This window comes from Leeia oryzae DSM 17879 (assembly GCF_000376945.1).
In the GTDB taxonomy this organism is placed as follows: Bacteria; Pseudomonadota; Gammaproteobacteria; order Burkholderiales; family Leeiaceae; genus Leeia; species Leeia oryzae.
Window position 1 is genome coordinate 74,771 of sequence record NZ_AQXU01000024.1, and the last position, 18,438, is coordinate 93,208.

The following is an 18,438-nucleotide window of genomic DNA, read 5'->3' on the forward strand; positions in this document are numbered from 1 at the left end:
CCCAGGGTGGGTTTTTAGCACATATCATGGAATATCTGCATGAAGGTACTGGAAAGTAGCCCGCGTTAGTAGGTACACTTAGGCAAGTTATTAACCGCTTCCCCCCAAAAACGAATGCAGACCGGTCCTTGGTCTTTTGCCTGCCGGTTTGCTGTCTGGATGTGTCAGTGTCAGGATCAATCATGAGTCGCCTATCTGCTATTACCCAATATGGCCAGCAAATCTGGCTGGATAACCTTTCCCGTCATTTAATCGAAAGCGGCCGGCTGGCACAGTGGCTTAGCGAAGACAACATCGCCGGTGTCACCTCGAACCCGGCCATTTTCTACAATGCTATCAGCAAGGATGCCGCTTATCAGGACGACTTGGCCCGCCTGAAACAATCCGAGCCCGATACCGAACGCCGCTTTGAAAAGCTGGTGCTGCCAGATGTCCGGGCCACGGCCGACCTGTTGTTGCCACTCTATACCAGCAGCAAGGCAGACAAGGGGTATGTGAGTTTTGAGGTATCCCCGACCCTGGCCAACGATGCAGAAGGAACCATCGCGGCAGCCAAACGCCTGTGGGCAGAAATCGGCAAGCCAAACGTGATGATCAAGATTCCGGCCACCAAAGCCGGTATCGTCGCCATTGAGGAAAGCATTGCCGCCGGTATCAACATCAACGTTACCCTGATGTTCTCGCCACAGCACGTGCACGATGTATTCGGTGCCTATATCCGCGGGCTGCAACGCCGCGCTGACGCCGGTCTGCCGATTGACCAGATTCGTTCCGTGGCCAGTATTTTCATCAGCCGTGTTGATTCTCTGGTAGATAAATCCCTGCCAGCAGCCGGACAGCACCTGCAAGGCAAGATTGCCATCGCATCGGCCAAGGATGCCTACGCCGCGTGGCAGAAAACCTTTGGTGGCGAAGCCTTTGCAGCCTTGCGCGCAAAAGGCGGCCGTCCGCAAACCCCGCTGTGGGCCAGTACCGGTACCAAAAACCCGGCGTATCGGGATGTGATGTATGTGGAAGAACTGATCGGCGCAGATACCGTGAATACCGTGCCGGACGCCACCATGGCTGCGTTTGCCGACCACGGTGAAGCCCGTGCCAGCCTGACCGAGCAGATGGATGTTGCACAACAGCAACTGACTGAGCTGGCGGCACTGGGGCTGGACCTGAATCAGCTGGGCGAGCAATTGCAACAAGAAGGGCTGAAACAGTTTGACGAAGCCTTTGAAAAACTGATCGCACTGGTTGCCTAAACGTTCTGCCTGAGCAATAAGTCAAAAAGCCGTTCGTGGTATCACGAACGGCTTTTTTATGGATGAAAGCAGCCATCAACTCATCGACAGGCGATCAATCTTGCGCATTTCGGAAAGCGTTGCATCCAATGTGGCCAACTGGCCCAGAACCTGTCCGGAGCGCTGGCTTGCTTCAGCCACGGTTTCACTGGTCATGCGAGAGCGGGCTGTAATATCTTTGAGCTGGTTTTCCATATCCTGATTACTGCTGGCCTTGTTCTCCAGGTTGGCATGCAATTCTTTCAAGCCCTGGCTGACCAAGCCTACCGCTTGCAGGACCGCATCTGTGGAGGCACGGATATCTTCCAGACTGGACTTGGTATTGGTGGCCAGTTTACGAACTTCATCAGCCACGACAGCAAAACCGCGGCCTTGTTCCCCCGCACGCGCGGCCTCAATGGCGGCATTCAGCGCCAGCAGGTTGGTTTGGTCTGCAATGCCGGCGATCACGGTCAGAATGGAGCCAATTCTGCCTGCATCTGCTTCCAGTCTGGCAATTTCGCCAACAAAAGCATCACGCAAGTGCATGCTTTCAGAAACACCATGCAAGAAAGTGGCAAAGTCTTTCTCAATGATCCCCAGATCATCCTTCAGGCGCAGGGATGCATCGCCCACGGAATTCAGCGTGTCAATGATACTTGCGCCGTATTCCTTGTAATGCAGTAACTGTTCGATCAGCTGGTTTTTCAGCCTCAGACTCTGGTGGTTTCTGTTTAGGCGCACTTGGTCAAAATATGCCCGGAAAGCGGCATACAGCACCGGGAAGTTATCCAGAAAATCATCCTGAAAGGGCTGAGCCGGGTTGTCTTTATAAAAGAACAGGGCAGTGAGCGTCTGGTTAATGTGGATACCCAGAAGTTCGCCAAACGTAGAAAATCCGGCAACGGGTACGTCTGCAAAGTTTGGTGCCCGGCTTAGCTGGCTGCTGTTAAATAGCCGGCGCAGAATACAGTCATTGAATATGGCGCCAACCGGCTTGGGTTTGTTCGCTGCAAAGCGCTGATAGTCGGTTTCGGTTTGTGATACAAAGTCTGTGGCTTTGACCAGTATCAGCTCATCCCCGAACGAAATGTCCGCGTAGAAATAAACCCGGTCCGTGTGCAGGTCGATTTTAGCCACAGACCGGATATAAAGCTCACCATCCACATTGACCGCAAAGGTATGGTCTTGAAGTTTGCTGTCTAACTGACTCGGGCTACAGGAGAAATGGGCACATAACTTATCGATAAAAGACACCAGCCTGCCAGTGGAGGCATCAATGACGGAGGCAACATAACGCAACGCCGGGTCGGATTCGGCAATGTTGAATCGGGTTTGTGTCTGAGAAAAATTTTGCGATTTGAACACGCTGTAGCGGTAGCTGGGCGCCATTTCGACAAAGCCGATCAAGGCATGGTTTTCCAGTATGCGTTGCCCGTCAAAAAGCCAGGTATTTTTGAAGTCCAGTTTACCGCCGGCAGAGCCGCCAATAAACAGCACAGGAAATTTGCCGCTTTGATAAACCGCTTCCATCAGGAAAGATTCAGAAGCAGACAAGCCGTCCACCCAGGTGAGCGCAAAGGTCCGCTGACTGTTAAGCGGCATCGACGGCTTGATCTGCTCAAGATTGCGACGAATCGCCGCTACCCGTTCTTTCGGGTTCAGCTTGACCTGCCCTTGCTTCAGATCCTGGCACTCAAGCGATACGGCGTGAATGCTGACTTTGCTGAATAAGGCGGCCGAAAAACTCTCAAGTACGATGGAGTCCCATTTGTCACCCGCTTGCTGATACAGGCCGCAGGCATCGCCTTGCTTGCCGGTATTGCACAATTCGCCTGCCGTGGTGGTCATCATCAACTCTGTACCCGTCGGCAAGGCAGATTTGACCAGTTTGCAAACCTGTTCAAAGTCCAGATGGGGGGAGACGAATCCAGTGACCAATGCCGGTGTTTCTGTACCCAGCCATGATTTGACCTCGTCCACTGTCCGCAGCTGGCTCATGTCAAAGGTTCTGGATTTCACCAAACGGGATTCAGAGGGAGACTTGTTTGTGACAGTCTGCTTGCGAGAGAAGAACATACTGGTATCTCCTGAGGCCCGTCGGGCTTTTTATAATGGTGGGAGGTACGAGTATAGTAGTTATTTACCCTTATGATTGGGCCAAAAAAGGCGCCGGGCAAAGATAATCAATCAGACTTTGACATAAGGCAAAATTGCGAACATGTCACGGCATGTCGTTATCTAAATACATGATATTGCTGATAAATTTTTCTGATGCAGATGATGCCTGATTACAGGCGCGCCAGTATCTGCGCAGCCAGCATCATGCCTGCCGTTGCCGTTACCACCATGGTTGACCCATAGCCCGCACAGTTCAATCCGGCAGATGGATCAATACTGCCGATGTCACAGCTGTCAGCCACCGGTTGTTGCAATGGTTCTTCCGAAAATACGCAAGTTACCCCCATTTTCTTGCCGGTTCCGCCTTTGGCAAACCCATGCTCACGGCGTAACAGGGTGCGCACTTTGGCCAATAACGGGTCCTGGATTACCTGGGCCAGATCGGCCGCTTTGAGCAGGGTCGGGTCCAGCTTGCCACCGGCACCTCCTGCAACAACCAGCGGGAGTTTCTGCTTGCGGCACCAGTGAATCAAGGCCGCCTTGGTCCTGACCTGGTCAATCGCATCTACAATGCCGTCCGGCCGGCCGAAAGGCTGCTGCAACAGCAGGGTATCCAGATTGTCCTGTGCCACAAAGTCTTCGATCTCGTGTACCTGGCAAAACGGGTTGATCAGACGGATGCGCTCCGCCATGGCAGTGACCTTGGCTTTGCCGAACTGGCCTTCCAGCGCATGCACCTGCCGGTTCACGTTGGAGACCGCTACATTGTCCAGGTCGATCAGCGTGAGCCTGCCCACACCGGTCCGGGCCAGCGCTTCGGCCACCCAGGAGCCCACACCGCCCACGCCAATCACGACAATATGTGCCTGCTGGAAGCGTTGCGCCTGTGCATTGCCGTACAGGCGTGCAATGCCGCCAAAACGCCGTTCGGTGGTGTGGCTGTCTTCTGCGTCAGCCGGTAAATCGTGTGTGGTCATGAAGGTTCTTGTGAAAATGGGTGTGTCGGGCCAACCAGCCGGGTCCAGTCAAAGCAGGGGCCAGGGTCGGTCTTGCGTCCAGGAGCAATGTCGCTGTGGCCGGTAACAGCAGTCAGGCTGGGCAGAAAGGTGCGCAGGGCGGTCGCCAGATCGTGCAGCACGGCGTATTGCGCTGCCGTGAAAACCTCATCATCTGTGCCTTCCAGCTCTATGCCGATCGAAAAATCATTGCAGCGCTCGCGGCCTTGCCATTGGGATACGCCCGCATGCCAAGCCCGTTTGAGCACCGGTACAAACTGGATCAGCTCGCCTGTCCGGCGAATCAGGAAATGGGCCGATACCCGCAAATGGCAGATGCCGGCATAGTAGGGGTGTTCGTTGGCATCCAGCTGGTTGGTAAACAGTTCAATCACGCCCGGACCGCCATACTGCTTGGGTGGCAAGCTGATGTTATGAATGACCAGCAGGCTGGGCAATTCATTGCCTGGCCGGTCATCCTGATTGGGTGACGCTATCCGGGTAGCCGGCTGGCACCAGCCGGCAGAATCAAAAACAAAAGTGGTATGCATCCCGCTATTTTGACAGGAAAGCCCGCAATGATAAATGCTTTGCCGTGGCCAGCACCCAAGCCCGCTGTAAGATGGGTGGACCCAATCCGACTAATCCGGCATGATCCATCCATTATCAACCGGTCTAACCCCCGAAGGAGCGCTACCGCATGAATGCCGCCATCGATTTGCTGAAGTCTCTCTACACCATGGCCATGATGGTAGAAGCACGGGATGCCTACACCGGCGGCCATTTGTGGCGCGTATCCCGTTTTAGCATGTTGCTGGCCCAGGATGCAGGCCTGTCGGCTGCAGAGGTCAAGAAGGTGGCGTTAGGCGGTTTTTTACATGATCTGGGCAAGGTGGGTGTGCCGGATGCCATTCTGAACAAGCGCGACAAATTGACGGACGAAGAATACGACATCATCAAAAACCATCCGCAGGTCGGTGCTGACTTGCTGAGTGAACATCCTTTGTCCGCACTGGCTATCGATGCTGTGCTCAAGCACCATGAAATGCCGAACGGACGCGGTTACCCCGCCGGTCTGTCGGCAGACGATATCCCGCTGGTCGCCAAAATGGTCGGAATTGCCGATGCGTTTGATGCCATGACCAGCTCCCGCCCGTATCGCGCCGGCATGCCGATCGAGCGGGCACTGTCGATCATCTCAGACAACCTGGGCAGCCAGTTTGACGAGGCCTTGGGGCAGCGGTTTATTGCCTTGGGCAAGCAAGGGAAACTGGATCATATTGTCGGACATAGCGAGCCGGGTATTCCGATGCAGGCCTGCCTGGCCTGCGGCCCGATCATCGCCGTACCGCGTGCCCGCAAAGACGGACAGACACTCTATTGCCCCTCATGCACCACAGAATACCGGCTTAGCCGCCAAGGGCGGCAACTCTCGTTATCGCCCACCGGCTTCAAGAATGCCGCTGCTGCCAGACGGCCATTGGTCGATCAGGATCTGATTGCCGATCTGGTCGAAGAGGCCAGGCAAGTATTGAATGTCAATCGGCCTTCAGGTAGCTGGCTGACCCGGTTGTGGCAGTAGCTTGCATTAGCCATTCTGCCGTGTGTGTACCGGGTGGCTGTTTTTATATCCAAATGGTACATGGATAGCAGGGGCAATGGATCGGGTCTCAAGCTCCCACTTTCAATTGGCCACCTTTCCCCAGACCGCCTTTGACTTCTTGTGCCTTGTAGTTTCGTAGCGAGCGAACCATCTGGTTAAAGGCATCCATAAAGGCAGCCGCAATCACTTTGCCTTGCGGGGTGTTGGAATATCCACCGATGGATCCTCGGCCGGATGCCCCTGCCAGGCCAGCAAACAGATCAAAGTCACTCTTGGAAGCACTGCCTTCTGCAGAGGCAATCTGCACGCTTGAACGGTTATCGATCAGTGTGAGCAATGTGCTGGCTTCTCTGGTTTTGATGCTGCCACCCAGTTTGGCAACGGCATTGCCCTGTGACCCGCCAATCAATGCGCCGAACAGCGCAGATGCACCAGCTGCATTACCCTCATTAAAGACAATTTCAGGTGATAGTCCATAGTCGGACGAAACGACTTTCCCTTTACCGAAATTACTACCTTTGCGCAGTTCGCCTGACTGTTGCAATTGCCGTTCTCTGCTCATGGCACGCAGGCCTGCTGCGCCACGCTCAACCACCACAAAACAATTGGACTGCTGGATGATGAGCCGCAGCAAGTTGGCGGTTGGTGGCAGCTTGTATTCATCCCGTATGATGCTGTACCAGCTGGAGGACTCGTTCTCGATCAATGAAACCGTACCCAGCGGGGCAGTGCATTTCTCCAGTGCACTATTTGCGTCACTGGTGGCACTGCCGGCCGCACTTCCTGTGGCGACTGTCTTTGCACTGGCACTTCCCATTTTCATGTCCATTGACGAACAGCCTGTGAGCAGGGCTGCACTTGTACCAATGATGAGTGTGAGAATCTGTGCCGGAGTAACTCGCATGCTTACCTCTTTATGATATTTGAATATTAAAGGTCGGCATGATACGTGAATTTAAAATACATTGGAATATTCCAATTGCTTATTTGATGATGTGTTGCGCATGATAAGTAGGGGCGATTCGCCAGGGCTCAGTGGCGGGATATGGCGACTCCCTGATCTGTGCGGTATGTCACTGATCAGGGAAAAGAAAGAGGAGGGTAGGGAAGGGCGTGCGTTTGGCCGCGCAGGGTGATACGCGTGCTACAGCCGCTTATTGCAATCGGCCCATGATGTAGGTGGCCGCAATGGCTCGGTCGTCTGCCAGAACCATCAGGGCAAACAGTCTTTCGTCCAGCCCATGCGTGTGTTCGCTGCGCCGTGCCAGCAGCGGGGTGGCTTCAAAATCAATCACGTTGAAATCGGCTTCTTTGCCAATGGCGAAGTTGCCGATGTGTTCGTCCAGATACAGGGCGCGCGCGCCGCCCAGCGTCGCCAGATACAATCCGCGCCATGGGTTGAGCGTCTGGTGCGCAAACTGCAAGACCTTGTAGGCGGCTGACAAGGTACGGAACATGGAGAAGCTGGTGCCGCCGCCGACATCACTGGCCATGCCAATGCGGATATTGGCAGACGCTGCATTTTCCAGGTTGAAGAAACCACTACCCAAAAACAGGTTAGACGTCGGGCAGAAGGCAATCGACGTGCCAGTCACGCCCATCAGGTGGCGGTCAGTCTGGTCCAAGTGCACGCTGTGAGCGTAGATGGTCCGTTCGCCCAGCAAACCATAATGGTCATACACGTCCAGATAACTTCGCGAATCCGGGAACAGCTCCTGCACCCAGCGGATTTCGTCGGTATTTTCTGCCAAATGGCTTTGCAGCCATAACCCGTCATATTCGGCAAACAGTCGGCCCGTCATGGCCAGCTGTTCTTTGCTGGATGTCGGCGCGAAACGGGGTGTCAGCGAATAACCCAACCGCCGTTTGCCATGCCACTGTTCGATCAGGGCACGGTTGTCTTCTTCGGCCTGCTTGACGTTATCCTGCAGATAGGACGGGCAGTGGCGGTCCATCATGACTTTGCCGCACAGCATGCGCATGTTGCGCTTGCCGGCCGCATGAAAGAAGGCATCCACCGAATTTTTGTGCACCGTCGGGAACACAGAGGCCGTGGTTGTCCCGTTGCGGATCAGTTCGTCCAGAAAGAACTCGGCCACGGTACTGGCGTGGTCCGGGTCAGAAAACAGGCGTTCGACCGGGAAGGTATGCTTGGTCAGCCAGTCCAGCAGGGTGGTGCCATAGCTGGCGATCACATCGGTCTGGGCGTAGTGGATATGGGTATCCACAAAGCCCGGCATGATCAGCTTGCCACTGTAGTTGGTCACATGGGCATTAGGGTAACGCAGGCATAAGTCATGAGCAGTGCCGATATCGGTAATCTTGCCATCTGTCACCAGCAAGGCGCCATCAGCAATATATTCCCAAGCGGAAGGGTCTGCTTCCAAGCCCGGGTCTTTCAGAAAGTGAAGAATGTCTGCTTTAAAAAGCTGGCCTGACTGCACGTGCGGTATCCATAACTTAGATGATTGAATGCTCAGGTTAGCGCGATGTCTGGCGCTTGTCACCTGTCTTTTTCAGGGGCTGTGGAAGGGTGATTCTGCTTTCCCCGCTGGTGGGCATCCTCGTTTCAGGTTGCCCAGAATGACAAACGCCCCGCAGGGTGACGGGGCGTTTGCAGGGCAATATCAGTTACTTATTGTTTCAGCAGGATCTGCTGCACTTTCAGCACGTTTAGCGCCTGGGTCAGCTGGAAGTCATCCTTGGTGGCTGCATCCGCAGTTTTGCTGGCGTCATCCGGCTTGTCGGTCTGGACCGGCGGGATCAGCGGCTGTTTGGCAGGCGCTGTCTTGGTTGCCGGGCTGTTGGTGGTCGGGTTATCCAGATGGTGCTCCAGATCCGCCTCCCGGATGCGCAGAGAATCCTGCGTATCATCTGCCTTGATGGTGGCTTCCTGAGCTTCGACATCCGGCTTGATGCCTTGTGCCTGAATTGAGCGGCCATTTGGCGTGAAGTAACGCGCCGTGGTCAGCTTGATGGCAGACTGCGGGCCCAGTGGCAACACGGTCTGTACCGAGCCTTTGCCAAAGGTCTGCGTGCCCACAACAATCGCCCGTTTATGGTCTTGCAGGGCGCCGGATACAATTTCAGAGGCTGAAGCGGTACCACCGTTCACCAGGACAACCAGCGGCACGGTTTTGCTCTCTTTAGGCGCCAGTTTCAGCGGGTCCGTCGAGCCCAGCGTAGCACGTGGGTCATAGTATTCGCGGCTGGCGTAGAACTTGGATTTGGAATCTTCAGAGCGGCCATCGGTGTACACCACCAGCGATTTTTCCGGCAAGAACAGCGATGATACGCCCACCGCACTGGTCAGCAAACCGCCCGGGTCATTGCGCAGATCCAGCACCAGACCTTTCAGCGGGGCCTTGTTCTGTTTGTAGAGGGTATCAATGGCCTTGGCCACGTCTTCCGTGCTGCGCTCCTTGAACTGGGTCAGGCGCACATAGCCATAGCCGGGTTCCAGCATGCGGGATTTCACGCTGGCTACCTTGATGATGGCTCGCTTGAGGGTGACCACAATCGGCTTGGATTCGGTTTTGCGGAAAATGGTCAGGGTAATCGGTGTATCTGGCTTGCCGCGCATTTTTTTCACGGCGTCTTCCAGCGTCATGCCTTTTACTGGTGTGTCGTCCAGTTTGACAATGTAATCACCGCTCTTGATGCCTGCACGGTATGCCGGTGTGTCATCAATCGGGGCGGTGACCTTGACAATGCCGTCTTCCATGCCGACTTCCATACCCAGTCCGCCAAACTCGCCTTTGGTTTCTTCGTTGAGTTCCTTGAAGGCTTCTTCATCCAGATACGAAGAGTGCGGATCCAGACCGGTCAGCATGCCGTTGATGGCTTCCTTGATCAGCTTTTTGTCTTCAACCGGCTCGACATAATCCTGTTTGATACGCCCGAAGACCTGCACGAATTCATTCAGCTCATTGACGGGCAGGGTATTGCCTGCGGCCGTAGCGGTGGCGGTCGCGCCGCTCGCTGCGGGCGCCGGGGTGTTTTTATCGGCATACAGATGCAGGCTGACGCTAATCATGACGCCAATACTGGCGCCAACGGTGACCAGACCGAGTTTTTTCATGGTTTGCTTGGGCATACCCGTTAATCCCTTGGCGATTTCGCCATTTCGTGACCACCAGTCAGGCGGCAGTCTTGCCTTGCCAGCCCGGTTGCCCGGGGTGGCAGATACTTTTAAAAAGATGGTGCAGTATGGCGCAATCTCAACCCCTTAACCAGCCTGCAGGGTCAAAAGCTTTGCCTTTATATCGTAGCTCAAAATACAAGCCTTGCTTGTCGCTGCCACCGGAGTTCCCCGCCTTGGCAATGGTCTGCCCGGCATCCACCCGGTCCCCCACGTGCTTGAGCACGGATTCCGCAGAACCGTAAATGCTCATCAGGCCGCCGCCGTGATCCACAATGATCATGTTGCCAAAACCTCGTAGCCAGTCTGCATACACCACTTGTCCGGCGGCCACGCTACGGATGTCGGCCCCTTCGCTGGCGGGGTAGAACCAGCCTCGCCAGGCCACGCCGCTATCTGCCCTGGGGGCGCCAAACCGGTTGGAAGGACTACCGCTGATCGGTGCAATCAGCTTGCCTTTCAGCGCTTGGGCATTGCCGGTCACAATGGTGTTGTCCGCAGGCAAAGTCACTTTGGTCACCGGTTTCTCGACCTGTGCCACGGGTGGCTCCACCGTGGCGTCGTTACCCGTGAGACCAGGGGTGGTGGTTTTGCCAGCTTTGCCCGTGTTTTTGTGCTGTTTGGCCAGTTTCTCGGCTTTGAGCTGCTGTTCACGGGCGAGTTTTTCCGCTTTGGCTTTGGCCGCCGCTTCTGCTTTGAGCCGGATTTGTCGCTGGCGTTCCTGCTCGGCAATAATTTTTGTCAGCTGGTCGACCAGCTCGGACAAGCGGGCCTGATCGCGTTTCAGTTTGTCGATTTGCTGTCGCTGCTGGCTGAGCTGGGTGCTGACTTTTGCCAGTGTGGCAGCGCGATTGGCCTTTTCGGTTTCCAGTTGCTGCTTTTCTGTCTGGCGTTGCTGTTCCACCGTCGTCAGTTTTTGCTGCCGCTCCTGAATGCCGCTTTCCGTTTCTTTAAGCGATGACAGGTTTTGCTGCAAGGCATTTACCTGTGCCTGGTGTGCGGCGGCAATGTATCTCAGGTAGGCCAGATCGCGGGTAGCCGTATTCGGATCGGTATTGCCCAGCAACAAGCGTAACGAATCGCTATTACCGTTTTTGTACTGGGCTTTCAGTTTGTGGCCCAACGCGGCTTTCTGGGATTCGATGGCTTTGTGCAACCGCTGTGACTGTTGTCCCAGTTGCTGCAACTGGTCTTGCAGCTGGTCCTTTTCGTCGGCCAGGTCGGCCAGCGTACGATTGGCGTTACTGATGGCGGACTCGGACTGTTGCAGCGCATCGCTGGCATCTTTCCGGGTCTGTTCGGACTTGGCTACTGCCTGTTGCATCTGCTGAATCTGCTTTTGCAGGTCGTTCAGTTCGGCTTTGGAGTTGTTCAACTGGCCGGTGGTGGCCTGCGGTAATGCGGTATCAGCCTTGTTGCTGGCTGCACAAACGACTTGGGTCATGCCCAAAAAGACGATACTGAAAACTTGCCATGCAGCAGGGCGAAGCAAAAGCCATCTTTTTGAGGGTACAAGCATGAATTATCCAGTGATGACGACAATGTGTTGGCAGACACAAAACCAAGCCGGATTATATGACATCGGTCTGTGTCTGCGTAGGTTTACTTCAACAACTGCTACTCTAATGTCTCTTATTTAAGGTATGAGACGGTGCATCAGGCCGGTCAGGAAAACTGTACCAGCGGTTTGCCCGTCATTTCAGACGGAATTTCCAGCCCCATCATGCTGAGCAGGGTTGGCGCGATATCTTGCAGCGCACCGCCTTCGCGGGTCTTGGCAGGTCGGCCAATGTACAGAAGTGGTACTTTGTACATGGTGTGCTGGGTGTGCTGCTGATTACTGGCTTCATCAAACATGTCTTCGCAGTTGCCGTGATCCGCCGTGATCAGCACTTCGCCACCGACTTTGCGCATAGCGTCTACCACGCGCTGCACGCATGCATCCAAGGTCTCGACCGCTTTGACCGCAGCATCAAAGTTACCGGTGTGTCCAACCATGTCGCCATTGGCATAGTTCACAAAAATGGCGTGATATTTACCGCTGGCAATGGCTTCTTCGATTTTGGTGGTTACTTCGAAGGCGCTCATCTCGGGTTGCAAGTCATACGTTGCCACTTTGGGAGACGGGACCAGTACCCGGTCTTCACCGGCAAACGGGGTTTCTTCACCGCCAGAGAAGAAGTAGGTTACATGCGGATACTTCTCGGTTTCGGCAATCCGCAACTGGTTGAGTCCTTTACTGGCCAGATATTCACCAATGGTGTTCGACAGCTTGACCGGTGGGTAGGCGGCCGGGTTGGCGTAGGCTTCCCCGTAGCTGGTCATGGAGGCATACAGGGCCAACTTGGGATGTGCCTTGCGGGCAAACCCGTCAAAGTGATCCCAGTCCAGTGCCTGGGTAATCTGGCGTGCGCGGTCGGCGCGGAAATTGGCAAAAATCAGGACGTCGCCATCCCGCATGGTGCTGACCTGGCCAGCCGCATCCTGAATGGCGGTAGCCTGAACGAATTCATCGTTTTCGCCACGGGCATACGCGGCAGCCAAACCTTCTGCGGCAGAGCGGGCGCTAAACGGGGCCATGCCCTGGGTCAGCAGGTCATAGGCGGGTTCCACACGCTCCCAGCGCTTGTCACGGTCCATGGCAAAGTAGCGGCCGACGATGCTGGCGATGCGGGCTTTGCCACCGGTCTTGGCGCACACGGCTTCCAGTCGTGCCAGATAGGTTTCTGCACTGCGCGGCGGGGTGTCGCGGCCATCCAGGAAGGCGTGCACGATAATCCGCTCTACGCCGGCCGTTGCTGCGGCTTCGATCAGGGCAAAAATATGGTTCTCATGGCTGTGCACGCCACCGTCAGACGCCAGCCCCATGATGTGCAGGGCGTGACCGGTACTGCGAGCCAGTTCGATCGCGCGGGCGATCAGCGGATTTTGCCCCAGCGTACCGGCTTCGATATCGACATCAATGCGGGTAATGTCCTGTCGCACGATCCGGCCTGCACCAATGTTCAGGTGCCCCACTTCGGAGTTGCCGAACTGCCCTTTAGGCAGGCCGACCGCATGTTCGGACGCATCGATGGTGGTGTGCGGGTTGCTGGCCCACAGGTGGTCCCAGTTCGGTTTTTTGGCATGAAGAATGGCATTGTCGGAGCCTTCTTCCCGATAGCCAAAGCCATCCAGAATCAACAGGGCAACGGGCGTGATCTTGCTCATGGAATATAACCTTAATATGCAACGTCAGGACAGACCCTGCGCAACCGGCGGATCTGCTGATGAATTTATTGAAATAAGCGTTTTTTCAGGGGGTTAGGCTGAATTTTAAAGGAATCCGGGGCTGGCTGATAGGGTGTAGCGCATAAACTTTCCGGCGCAATTACGGTCAGAGATAAAAGCCGCCCCTTAACTCGGGGCGATAAAGCGTGTATCGTACTCGATCGCAATCTTGTTCACCCATGTCTGATTAGGTTTAAGCATCATGCCACACATTACCATGTACACCACCGCGGTTTGTCCGTACTGCATCATGGCCAAGCGTCTGCTGGCCAGCAAAGGCATTTCGGACATTGAAGAAGTACGTGTGGATACAGATCCGGCTCGCCGGGAAGAAATGATGACGCGCACCCAGCGCAGGACCGTGCCGCAAATCTATATCGGCGAGGTACATGTCGGCGGATTTGACGATCTTGCTGCATTAGACCGTGCCGGACAGTTGGACCCTCTGTTAAAATAGGCAATCCGGAGCAGAAGAGGCCACTTCATGCGCGCAGGCGGATGAGGGGTGGCCCGGTCGTCATCCAGAATTTTATTTAGTCTGAATCAACTTCATTAATTTGACCATAAAGTCGAGAACGCAATGAGCGAACAACAAGCAGAAGAAAACAACCCGGTATTCAATATCGAAAAACTGTATGTCAAAGACCTGTCTCTGGAAGTGCCACACGCACCACAGATTTTTCTGGAAAGCGGCGACAATGAAATCGGTATGCAACTGCATAACGAAGGCGAGCAGATTGGTGATGGTTTCTTTGAAGTGACCCTGACCGTGACCGTGACCAACAAGATCGGTGACAAGACCGTGTTCCTGGCGGAAGCTTCCCAGGCCGGTATTTTCCAGATCCGCAACGTGGATGAAGAAGACATGCCTGCCATTATCGGCATTGCTTGCCCGACCATCCTGTTCCCGTATGTTCGCGAAGTGATTTCTGACGTGGTTAACCGTGCCGGCTTCCCGCCAGTCATTCTGTCACCAGTTAACTTCGAAGCCTTGTTTGCCCAGCGCATGCAAGAAATGGAAACCCAGGGTAATGCCTGATTTCCGTACTTTGATTGCCATCAGCCTTGGCGGGCTGGTGGCCATGCAAGCATCTGCCGTCGAATACCGCTCTGCCAGCAAAAATGGCGTGGTGTTGTACGAGGCGCCTGCATCATCCGCCAAAAAGCGTTTTGTGGTTTCGGCCGGGTATCCGGCCGAGGTGGTGATTACCCAAAACGACTGGCTCAAGCTGAGAGACCGCAACGGCATGCTGGCCTGGGGCGTGACCAAGGATTGGTCCGACCGGCGCACAGTGGTCGTGGTGGCAGATAAAACCGCCTTGTATGGCAAGCCGGATGCATCAGCATCCATTACCGGCCAACTAAACAAGGATGTCTGGTTGCAGTTGCTGCCGGCATCCGCTGCGGCACCCGGCTGGGTGCATGTGCAGCACAAATCGGGTGTGAGTGGCTGGGTTCGCGTGACTGATGTTTGGGGTATGTAGTTGATGATGCAGAAGCAGCAAGCGGTTCAAATGGCAGTGCTCGGGGCGGGAGCCTGGGGGACTGCCTTGGCGATATCCTATGCCCGTTCTGGTCATCAGGTGACCTTATGGTCGCGTGACGAGGCGCATGCAAGCGCCATGCGCACCGAACTGCGCAATACCCGCTATTTGCCAGAAGCCCCTTTGCCTGCCGACCTGCGGATTACTTCCGTGCTGGCCGACGCGGTATCCGGGGCGGATTTGATCCTGATCGTGACGCCTATTTCCGGCTTGCGCGGCACCTTGCAAGCGATTGCGCCATGCCGGCAAGCGGACACCCCGGTGTTCTGGGCTTGCAAGGGGTTTGAGGCCCACACCAGGCTGTTGCCGCATCAAGTGGTCAAAGAGGTATTGGGGGATATCCCGTGCGGTACCATCTCTGGCCCGAGCTTTGCCCGTGAAGTGGCGCTGGGGCAACCTACCGCCGTGACACTGGCCTGTGCCAGCCTGAATCTGGCCACCGAATGGGTGCAAAAACTCAATAGCCCGCGTCTGCGCTTGTATGCGACGGACGACATGGTGGGGGTTGAGGTAGGCGGCGCCGTCAAAAACATTCTGGCCATTGCCGCGGGCGTGGCCGACGGGCTGGCACTGGGCTATAACGCCCGGGCCGCTCTGATTACCCGGGGTCTGGTGGAATTGACCCGGCTGGCGATTCGTCTGGGGGCCCGACAGGAGACCATGATGGGTCTGGCCGGTCTGGGTGATCTGGTACTGACCTGTACCGGTGATTTGTCGCGTAACCGGCGTGTTGGCATGCTGCTGGCCGAAGACAAGCCGCTAGACGAGATTCTGGCCCAGCTTGGCCATGTGGCCGAAGGCGTACCGACCGCGCTGGAAACAGACCGGTTGGCGCAGTCGCTTGGTGTTTCCATGCCGATTACCGCTGCCGTGTGCCGATTGCTGCGTGGTGAAGCCAAAACCCAGGATGTGATTGCCGATCTGCTCGCCAGAGCACCTGCCGTCGAATAAATGGCCTCACCGGCGTATGCCGGTGCCGTTAACCATTCGCCACAGGTGGCTAAGCCCCTCAAATTTCTCCTAGTAGTTCAAAATCAGGGCCCGAACCAGTGTATGCCGTTCCGGTTCCTGATAGGTCATGATCTGCTCATAAAGACTTTGCATGTTTTGGCAGCGCAACGCCGCTTCTTGGGCATCGGCTGGCGCATTGCCGGCAAACATCTTGCGCCTGCTGATGGTGCCTTTGGCATCCAGCTGGTCGATGATGCTGTCCAGTTGCAGTCTTGCCCGCACGCCTGCCAGTTGCGGTTTGGTTTGCAGGTGCCGGACGGCCTGATTCAGCCATTTCTCGCGCGGGTAGTCATCGCCGTTATAACGTTTTTCCGGCGCATAGATACCAAACATCGGGCAGTACCCGCCCATGACTTGCTGCTGGTCCTTGGCCATATTGAGCAGGATTTGCGCATAGTCGAGTACGTCACTATCCGGCATATACGGGATCAGCTGGTCAATGCCATCGTTGATCAGGCGGCCGATTTCCTGATACACCGGCCGGATACTCTGCGGGGTGGCGCTCATCTCTTGCATGGCCGCAACCCGTGTCGCATACAGCTTGGGTAATGTCTGCCGGATGATCTGGACCATCGGGTCTTTATCGAGCAGCCGTTGTACTTCTTCGTTAAAGACGATGGGGGCGGGTTGGGCGAGCTTGTCTGTCGGGTTCAGCAATGACGTGACCATGCCGCTACGCCTTAGCAAGGTCTCGGAAGGTATCCACAGGGTATCAAACGGGGTCTGGTAGGTCTGGTCGAGAATCCGGTCTGGAATCCCCGCCGCATGCATTTGGGCACGGGTGGCAATGTCGGTGGCCGGGTCCGGGTTCAGATCTGCGCTTAGGGGATGATGAAATCCGAGTTCGGCCCCTTTCACGAGCAGGCGGTCATCGCCCGCTGCAAAGATCATGGTGCAGGCACTGCTGCAGCTGCTGTCGACCAGCGTATCGAGTTTGTATTGGCGAACCAGGTCGACCATTTTCATGGCTTCTGACAATAACCCGCCACCGCTCTGCAAGCGCAGTCGCCGGATACCCGGGTTTTGCGCCAGTTTGATAGCCAGCAGGCTTGCAGAGCCCGGCGCGATGGAGCCGGATACTTTCAGTTCTTCCGGACCGGTGTTGATGATGGTGAGTGGCACCGTTTGCTGCTGGATCCTGACAAACCTGGGATTGATGTCTTCTTCGTCTTCTGCATGCAGGTGCGGCGAGAAGCTGACGGTCAGCAGGCTGAGCAGCAGAAAAGACAGTGTACGGCAGGAGATAGGCATAGATCGGGTCGGGTTATCCAATGCCACCATGCGACAGACATTTGTGCGGCATGGCGGGCCAGGTTAGGTAAACATCGTGTATTCGTATATTATGCGGACATCTTGATGTGATCACCAGTGATAACGACAAAGTCATACATTCATTTGATGATGGGAGTATATGTTGGGCATTTTGTTCAGGTTTTTCAAAGGATCGGCCATTACCCTGGTGGTGGGGCTGGTGCTGGCTTATTTTGCAGGCGAGGCGTTTCATCTGGGCGGGGGCAAGGCTGTTTTCATTACGCTGATCCTGTCTGTGCTGGAGGTGTCCCTGTCGTTTGATAACGCGGTAGTGAATGCGACAGTGCTAAAAGACATGGATCATGTCTGGCGCAAGCGTTTCATGACCTGGGGGATGCTGATTGCCGTGTTTGGCATGCGGGTGGTGTTCCCGGTGCTGATCGTCGCAGTCATTGCCCATGTAAACCCGTTTGCGGCTTTTATGATGGCAGTCAATTCGCCTGACCAGTATGCGCAGACACTGACTTCTGCCCATGTGGTGGTGGCCGGCTTTGGTGGCACCTTCCTGCTGATGGTGTTTCTGAAGTTTTTCCTCGACAAGGAAAAAGACGTGCACTGGATTCGGGTGATCGAATCTCCGCTATCGCAGATCGGGCGGATGCAGTCGTTCGAGATCGCAGCCTGCCTGATGGCGGTGTATGCCATGAGTTCTGCCATGCACGAACACGAACAGCTGCCGTTTCTGCTGGCCAGCATGGCCGGTCTGGCATGCTATATTCTGGTTGATGGTTTTAGTGCTCTGCTGGAAAGCGGCGAAGAGAAAAAACATGGCCATGGTGTGGCGACCACTGCGGTGCGTACCGGCCTGTCGGCCTTCCTGTATCTGGAAGTGCTGGATGCCAGTTTCAGTTTTGACGGCGTGATCGGGGCGTTTGCCTTGTCCAACAACATTTTCATCATTGCCATCGGTCTGGGCGTCGGCGCGATGTTTGTCCGGTCACTTACGGTGATGTTTGTGGAGCAAGGGACGCTGGACCAGTTCCGTTATCTGGAACACGGCGCGTTTTACGCCATTGGCGCGTTGGCGGCCATCATGTTCCTTGGCACCGTGCACGAAATATCCGAAGTGGTGACGGGCCTGATTGGTGCCGGGTTCATCGGTCTGGCGCTGATTGCGTCGATCCGGCATAACCGGCTGAAAGAGGAATAAGCACTCTGTCAGTCATGCGTGCCT

At 55.5% G+C, this 18,438-nt stretch carries 16 protein-coding genes; 7 read left to right on the forward strand and 9 right to left on the reverse strand.

From position 1 onward, the window contains the following. Positions 1–182: 182 nt before the first annotated feature. On the forward strand, positions 183–1,250 hold the full coding sequence (tal, locus tag F552_RS0111840; protein ID WP_018151959.1) for a transaldolase: 1,068 nt from the start codon (positions 183–185) through the stop codon (positions 1,248–1,250). A 75-nt stretch (positions 1,251–1,325) separates the two neighbouring features. Here the strand turns inward: tal and F552_RS19260 are convergent, their stop codons facing one another. From F552_RS19260 to ampD, 3 genes are all read right to left on the reverse strand, one after another. Then, positions 1,326–3,347, reverse strand: a complete 2,022-nt coding sequence (locus F552_RS19260) for a methyl-accepting chemotaxis protein (RefSeq protein ID WP_018151960.1) — start codon at positions 3,345–3,347, stop codon at positions 1,326–1,328. Positions 3,348–3,559: 212 nt separating this feature from the next. Beyond that, complete coding sequence (locus F552_RS0111850) at positions 3,560–4,366, reverse strand: tRNA threonylcarbamoyladenosine dehydratase (protein WP_018151961.1); 807 nt, start codon at positions 4,364–4,366, stop codon at positions 3,560–3,562. Then, positions 4,363–4,935, reverse strand: a complete 573-nt coding sequence (gene ampD / locus F552_RS0111855; protein ID WP_018151962.1) for a 1,6-anhydro-N-acetylmuramyl-L-alanine amidase AmpD — start codon at positions 4,933–4,935, stop codon at positions 4,363–4,365. Before ampD ends, F552_RS0111850 begins: the two co-directional genes overlap by 4 nt. 149 nt (positions 4,936–5,084) lie before the next feature. On the opposite strand from ampD, the gene F552_RS0111860 reads away from it, so the two are divergent. Then, positions 5,085–5,966 (forward strand): HD-GYP domain-containing protein, encoded by an 882-nt coding sequence (locus tag F552_RS0111860; RefSeq protein WP_018151963.1) that lies wholly within the window; start codon positions 5,085–5,087, stop codon positions 5,964–5,966. An 88-nt stretch (positions 5,967–6,054) separates the two neighbouring features. Here the strand turns inward: F552_RS0111860 and F552_RS0111865 are convergent, their stop codons facing one another. The 5 genes from F552_RS0111865 to gpmI all read right to left on the reverse strand — a co-directional run bounded on the left by F552_RS0111865 (position 6,055) and on the right by gpmI (position 13,338). Next, a complete protein-coding gene (locus tag F552_RS0111865) occupies positions 6,055–6,891 on the reverse strand; it encodes a CsgG/HfaB family protein (protein ID WP_156802310.1) in 837 nt (278 codons plus the stop codon). Between the two features lie 250 nt (positions 6,892–7,141). After that, complete coding sequence (gene guaD, locus F552_RS0111870; RefSeq protein WP_018151965.1) at positions 7,142–8,431, reverse strand: guanine deaminase; 1,290 nt, start codon at positions 8,429–8,431, stop codon at positions 7,142–7,144. Between the two features lie 191 nt (positions 8,432–8,622). After that, complete coding sequence (locus F552_RS0111875; RefSeq protein WP_018151966.1) at positions 8,623–10,083, reverse strand: S41 family peptidase; 1,461 nt, start codon at positions 10,081–10,083, stop codon at positions 8,623–8,625. 124 nt (positions 10,084–10,207) lie between these two features. After that, positions 10,208–11,572 (reverse strand): murein hydrolase activator EnvC family protein, encoded by a 1,365-nt coding sequence (locus F552_RS0111880; protein WP_033375518.1) that lies wholly within the window; start codon positions 11,570–11,572, stop codon positions 10,208–10,210. A gap of 221 nt (positions 11,573–11,793) precedes the next feature. Beyond that, positions 11,794–13,338, reverse strand: coding sequence for a 2,3-bisphosphoglycerate-independent phosphoglycerate mutase (gene gpmI, locus F552_RS0111885; RefSeq protein ID WP_018151968.1), 1,545 nt, complete (start codon positions 13,336–13,338; stop codon positions 11,794–11,796). 262 nt (positions 13,339–13,600) lie between these two features. Here gpmI and grxC point away from each other — a divergent pair, with 262 nt between their 5' ends. The 4 genes from grxC (at position 13,601) to F552_RS0111905 (ending at position 15,893) form a co-directional block, all read left to right on the forward strand. Beyond that, the gene (grxC, locus tag F552_RS0111890; RefSeq protein WP_026182658.1) at positions 13,601–13,855 is read left to right on the forward strand and encodes a glutaredoxin 3; all 255 of its coding nucleotides are present in this window, start codon (positions 13,601–13,603) and stop codon (positions 13,853–13,855) included. Positions 13,856–13,978: 123 nt separating this feature from the next. Further along, entirely contained in the window at positions 13,979–14,437 is a 459-nt protein-coding gene (gene secB / locus F552_RS0111895; RefSeq protein WP_018151971.1) for a protein-export chaperone SecB, read from the forward strand. 43 nt (positions 14,438–14,480) lie between these two features. Further along, entirely contained in the window at positions 14,481–14,882 is a 402-nt protein-coding gene (locus tag F552_RS0111900) for an SH3 domain-containing protein (protein ID WP_373280221.1), read from the forward strand. A 3-nt stretch (positions 14,883–14,885) separates the two neighbouring features. Further along, a complete protein-coding gene (locus F552_RS0111905) occupies positions 14,886–15,893 on the forward strand; it encodes an NAD(P)H-dependent glycerol-3-phosphate dehydrogenase (RefSeq protein ID WP_018151973.1) in 1,008 nt (335 codons plus the stop codon). 69 nt (positions 15,894–15,962) lie between these two features. Here the strand turns inward: F552_RS0111905 and F552_RS0111910 are convergent, their stop codons facing one another. Further along, on the reverse strand, positions 15,963–17,234 hold the full coding sequence (locus F552_RS0111910) for a COG3904 family protein (RefSeq protein WP_018151974.1): 1,272 nt from the start codon (positions 17,232–17,234) through the stop codon (positions 15,963–15,965). 130 nt (positions 17,235–17,364) lie between these two features. Between F552_RS0111910 and F552_RS0111915 the strand changes: the two genes are divergently transcribed. After that, a complete protein-coding gene (locus F552_RS0111915; protein ID WP_018151975.1) occupies positions 17,365–18,414 on the forward strand; it encodes a DUF475 domain-containing protein in 1,050 nt (349 codons plus the stop codon). The last annotated feature ends 24 nt before the right edge of the window (positions 18,415–18,438 follow it).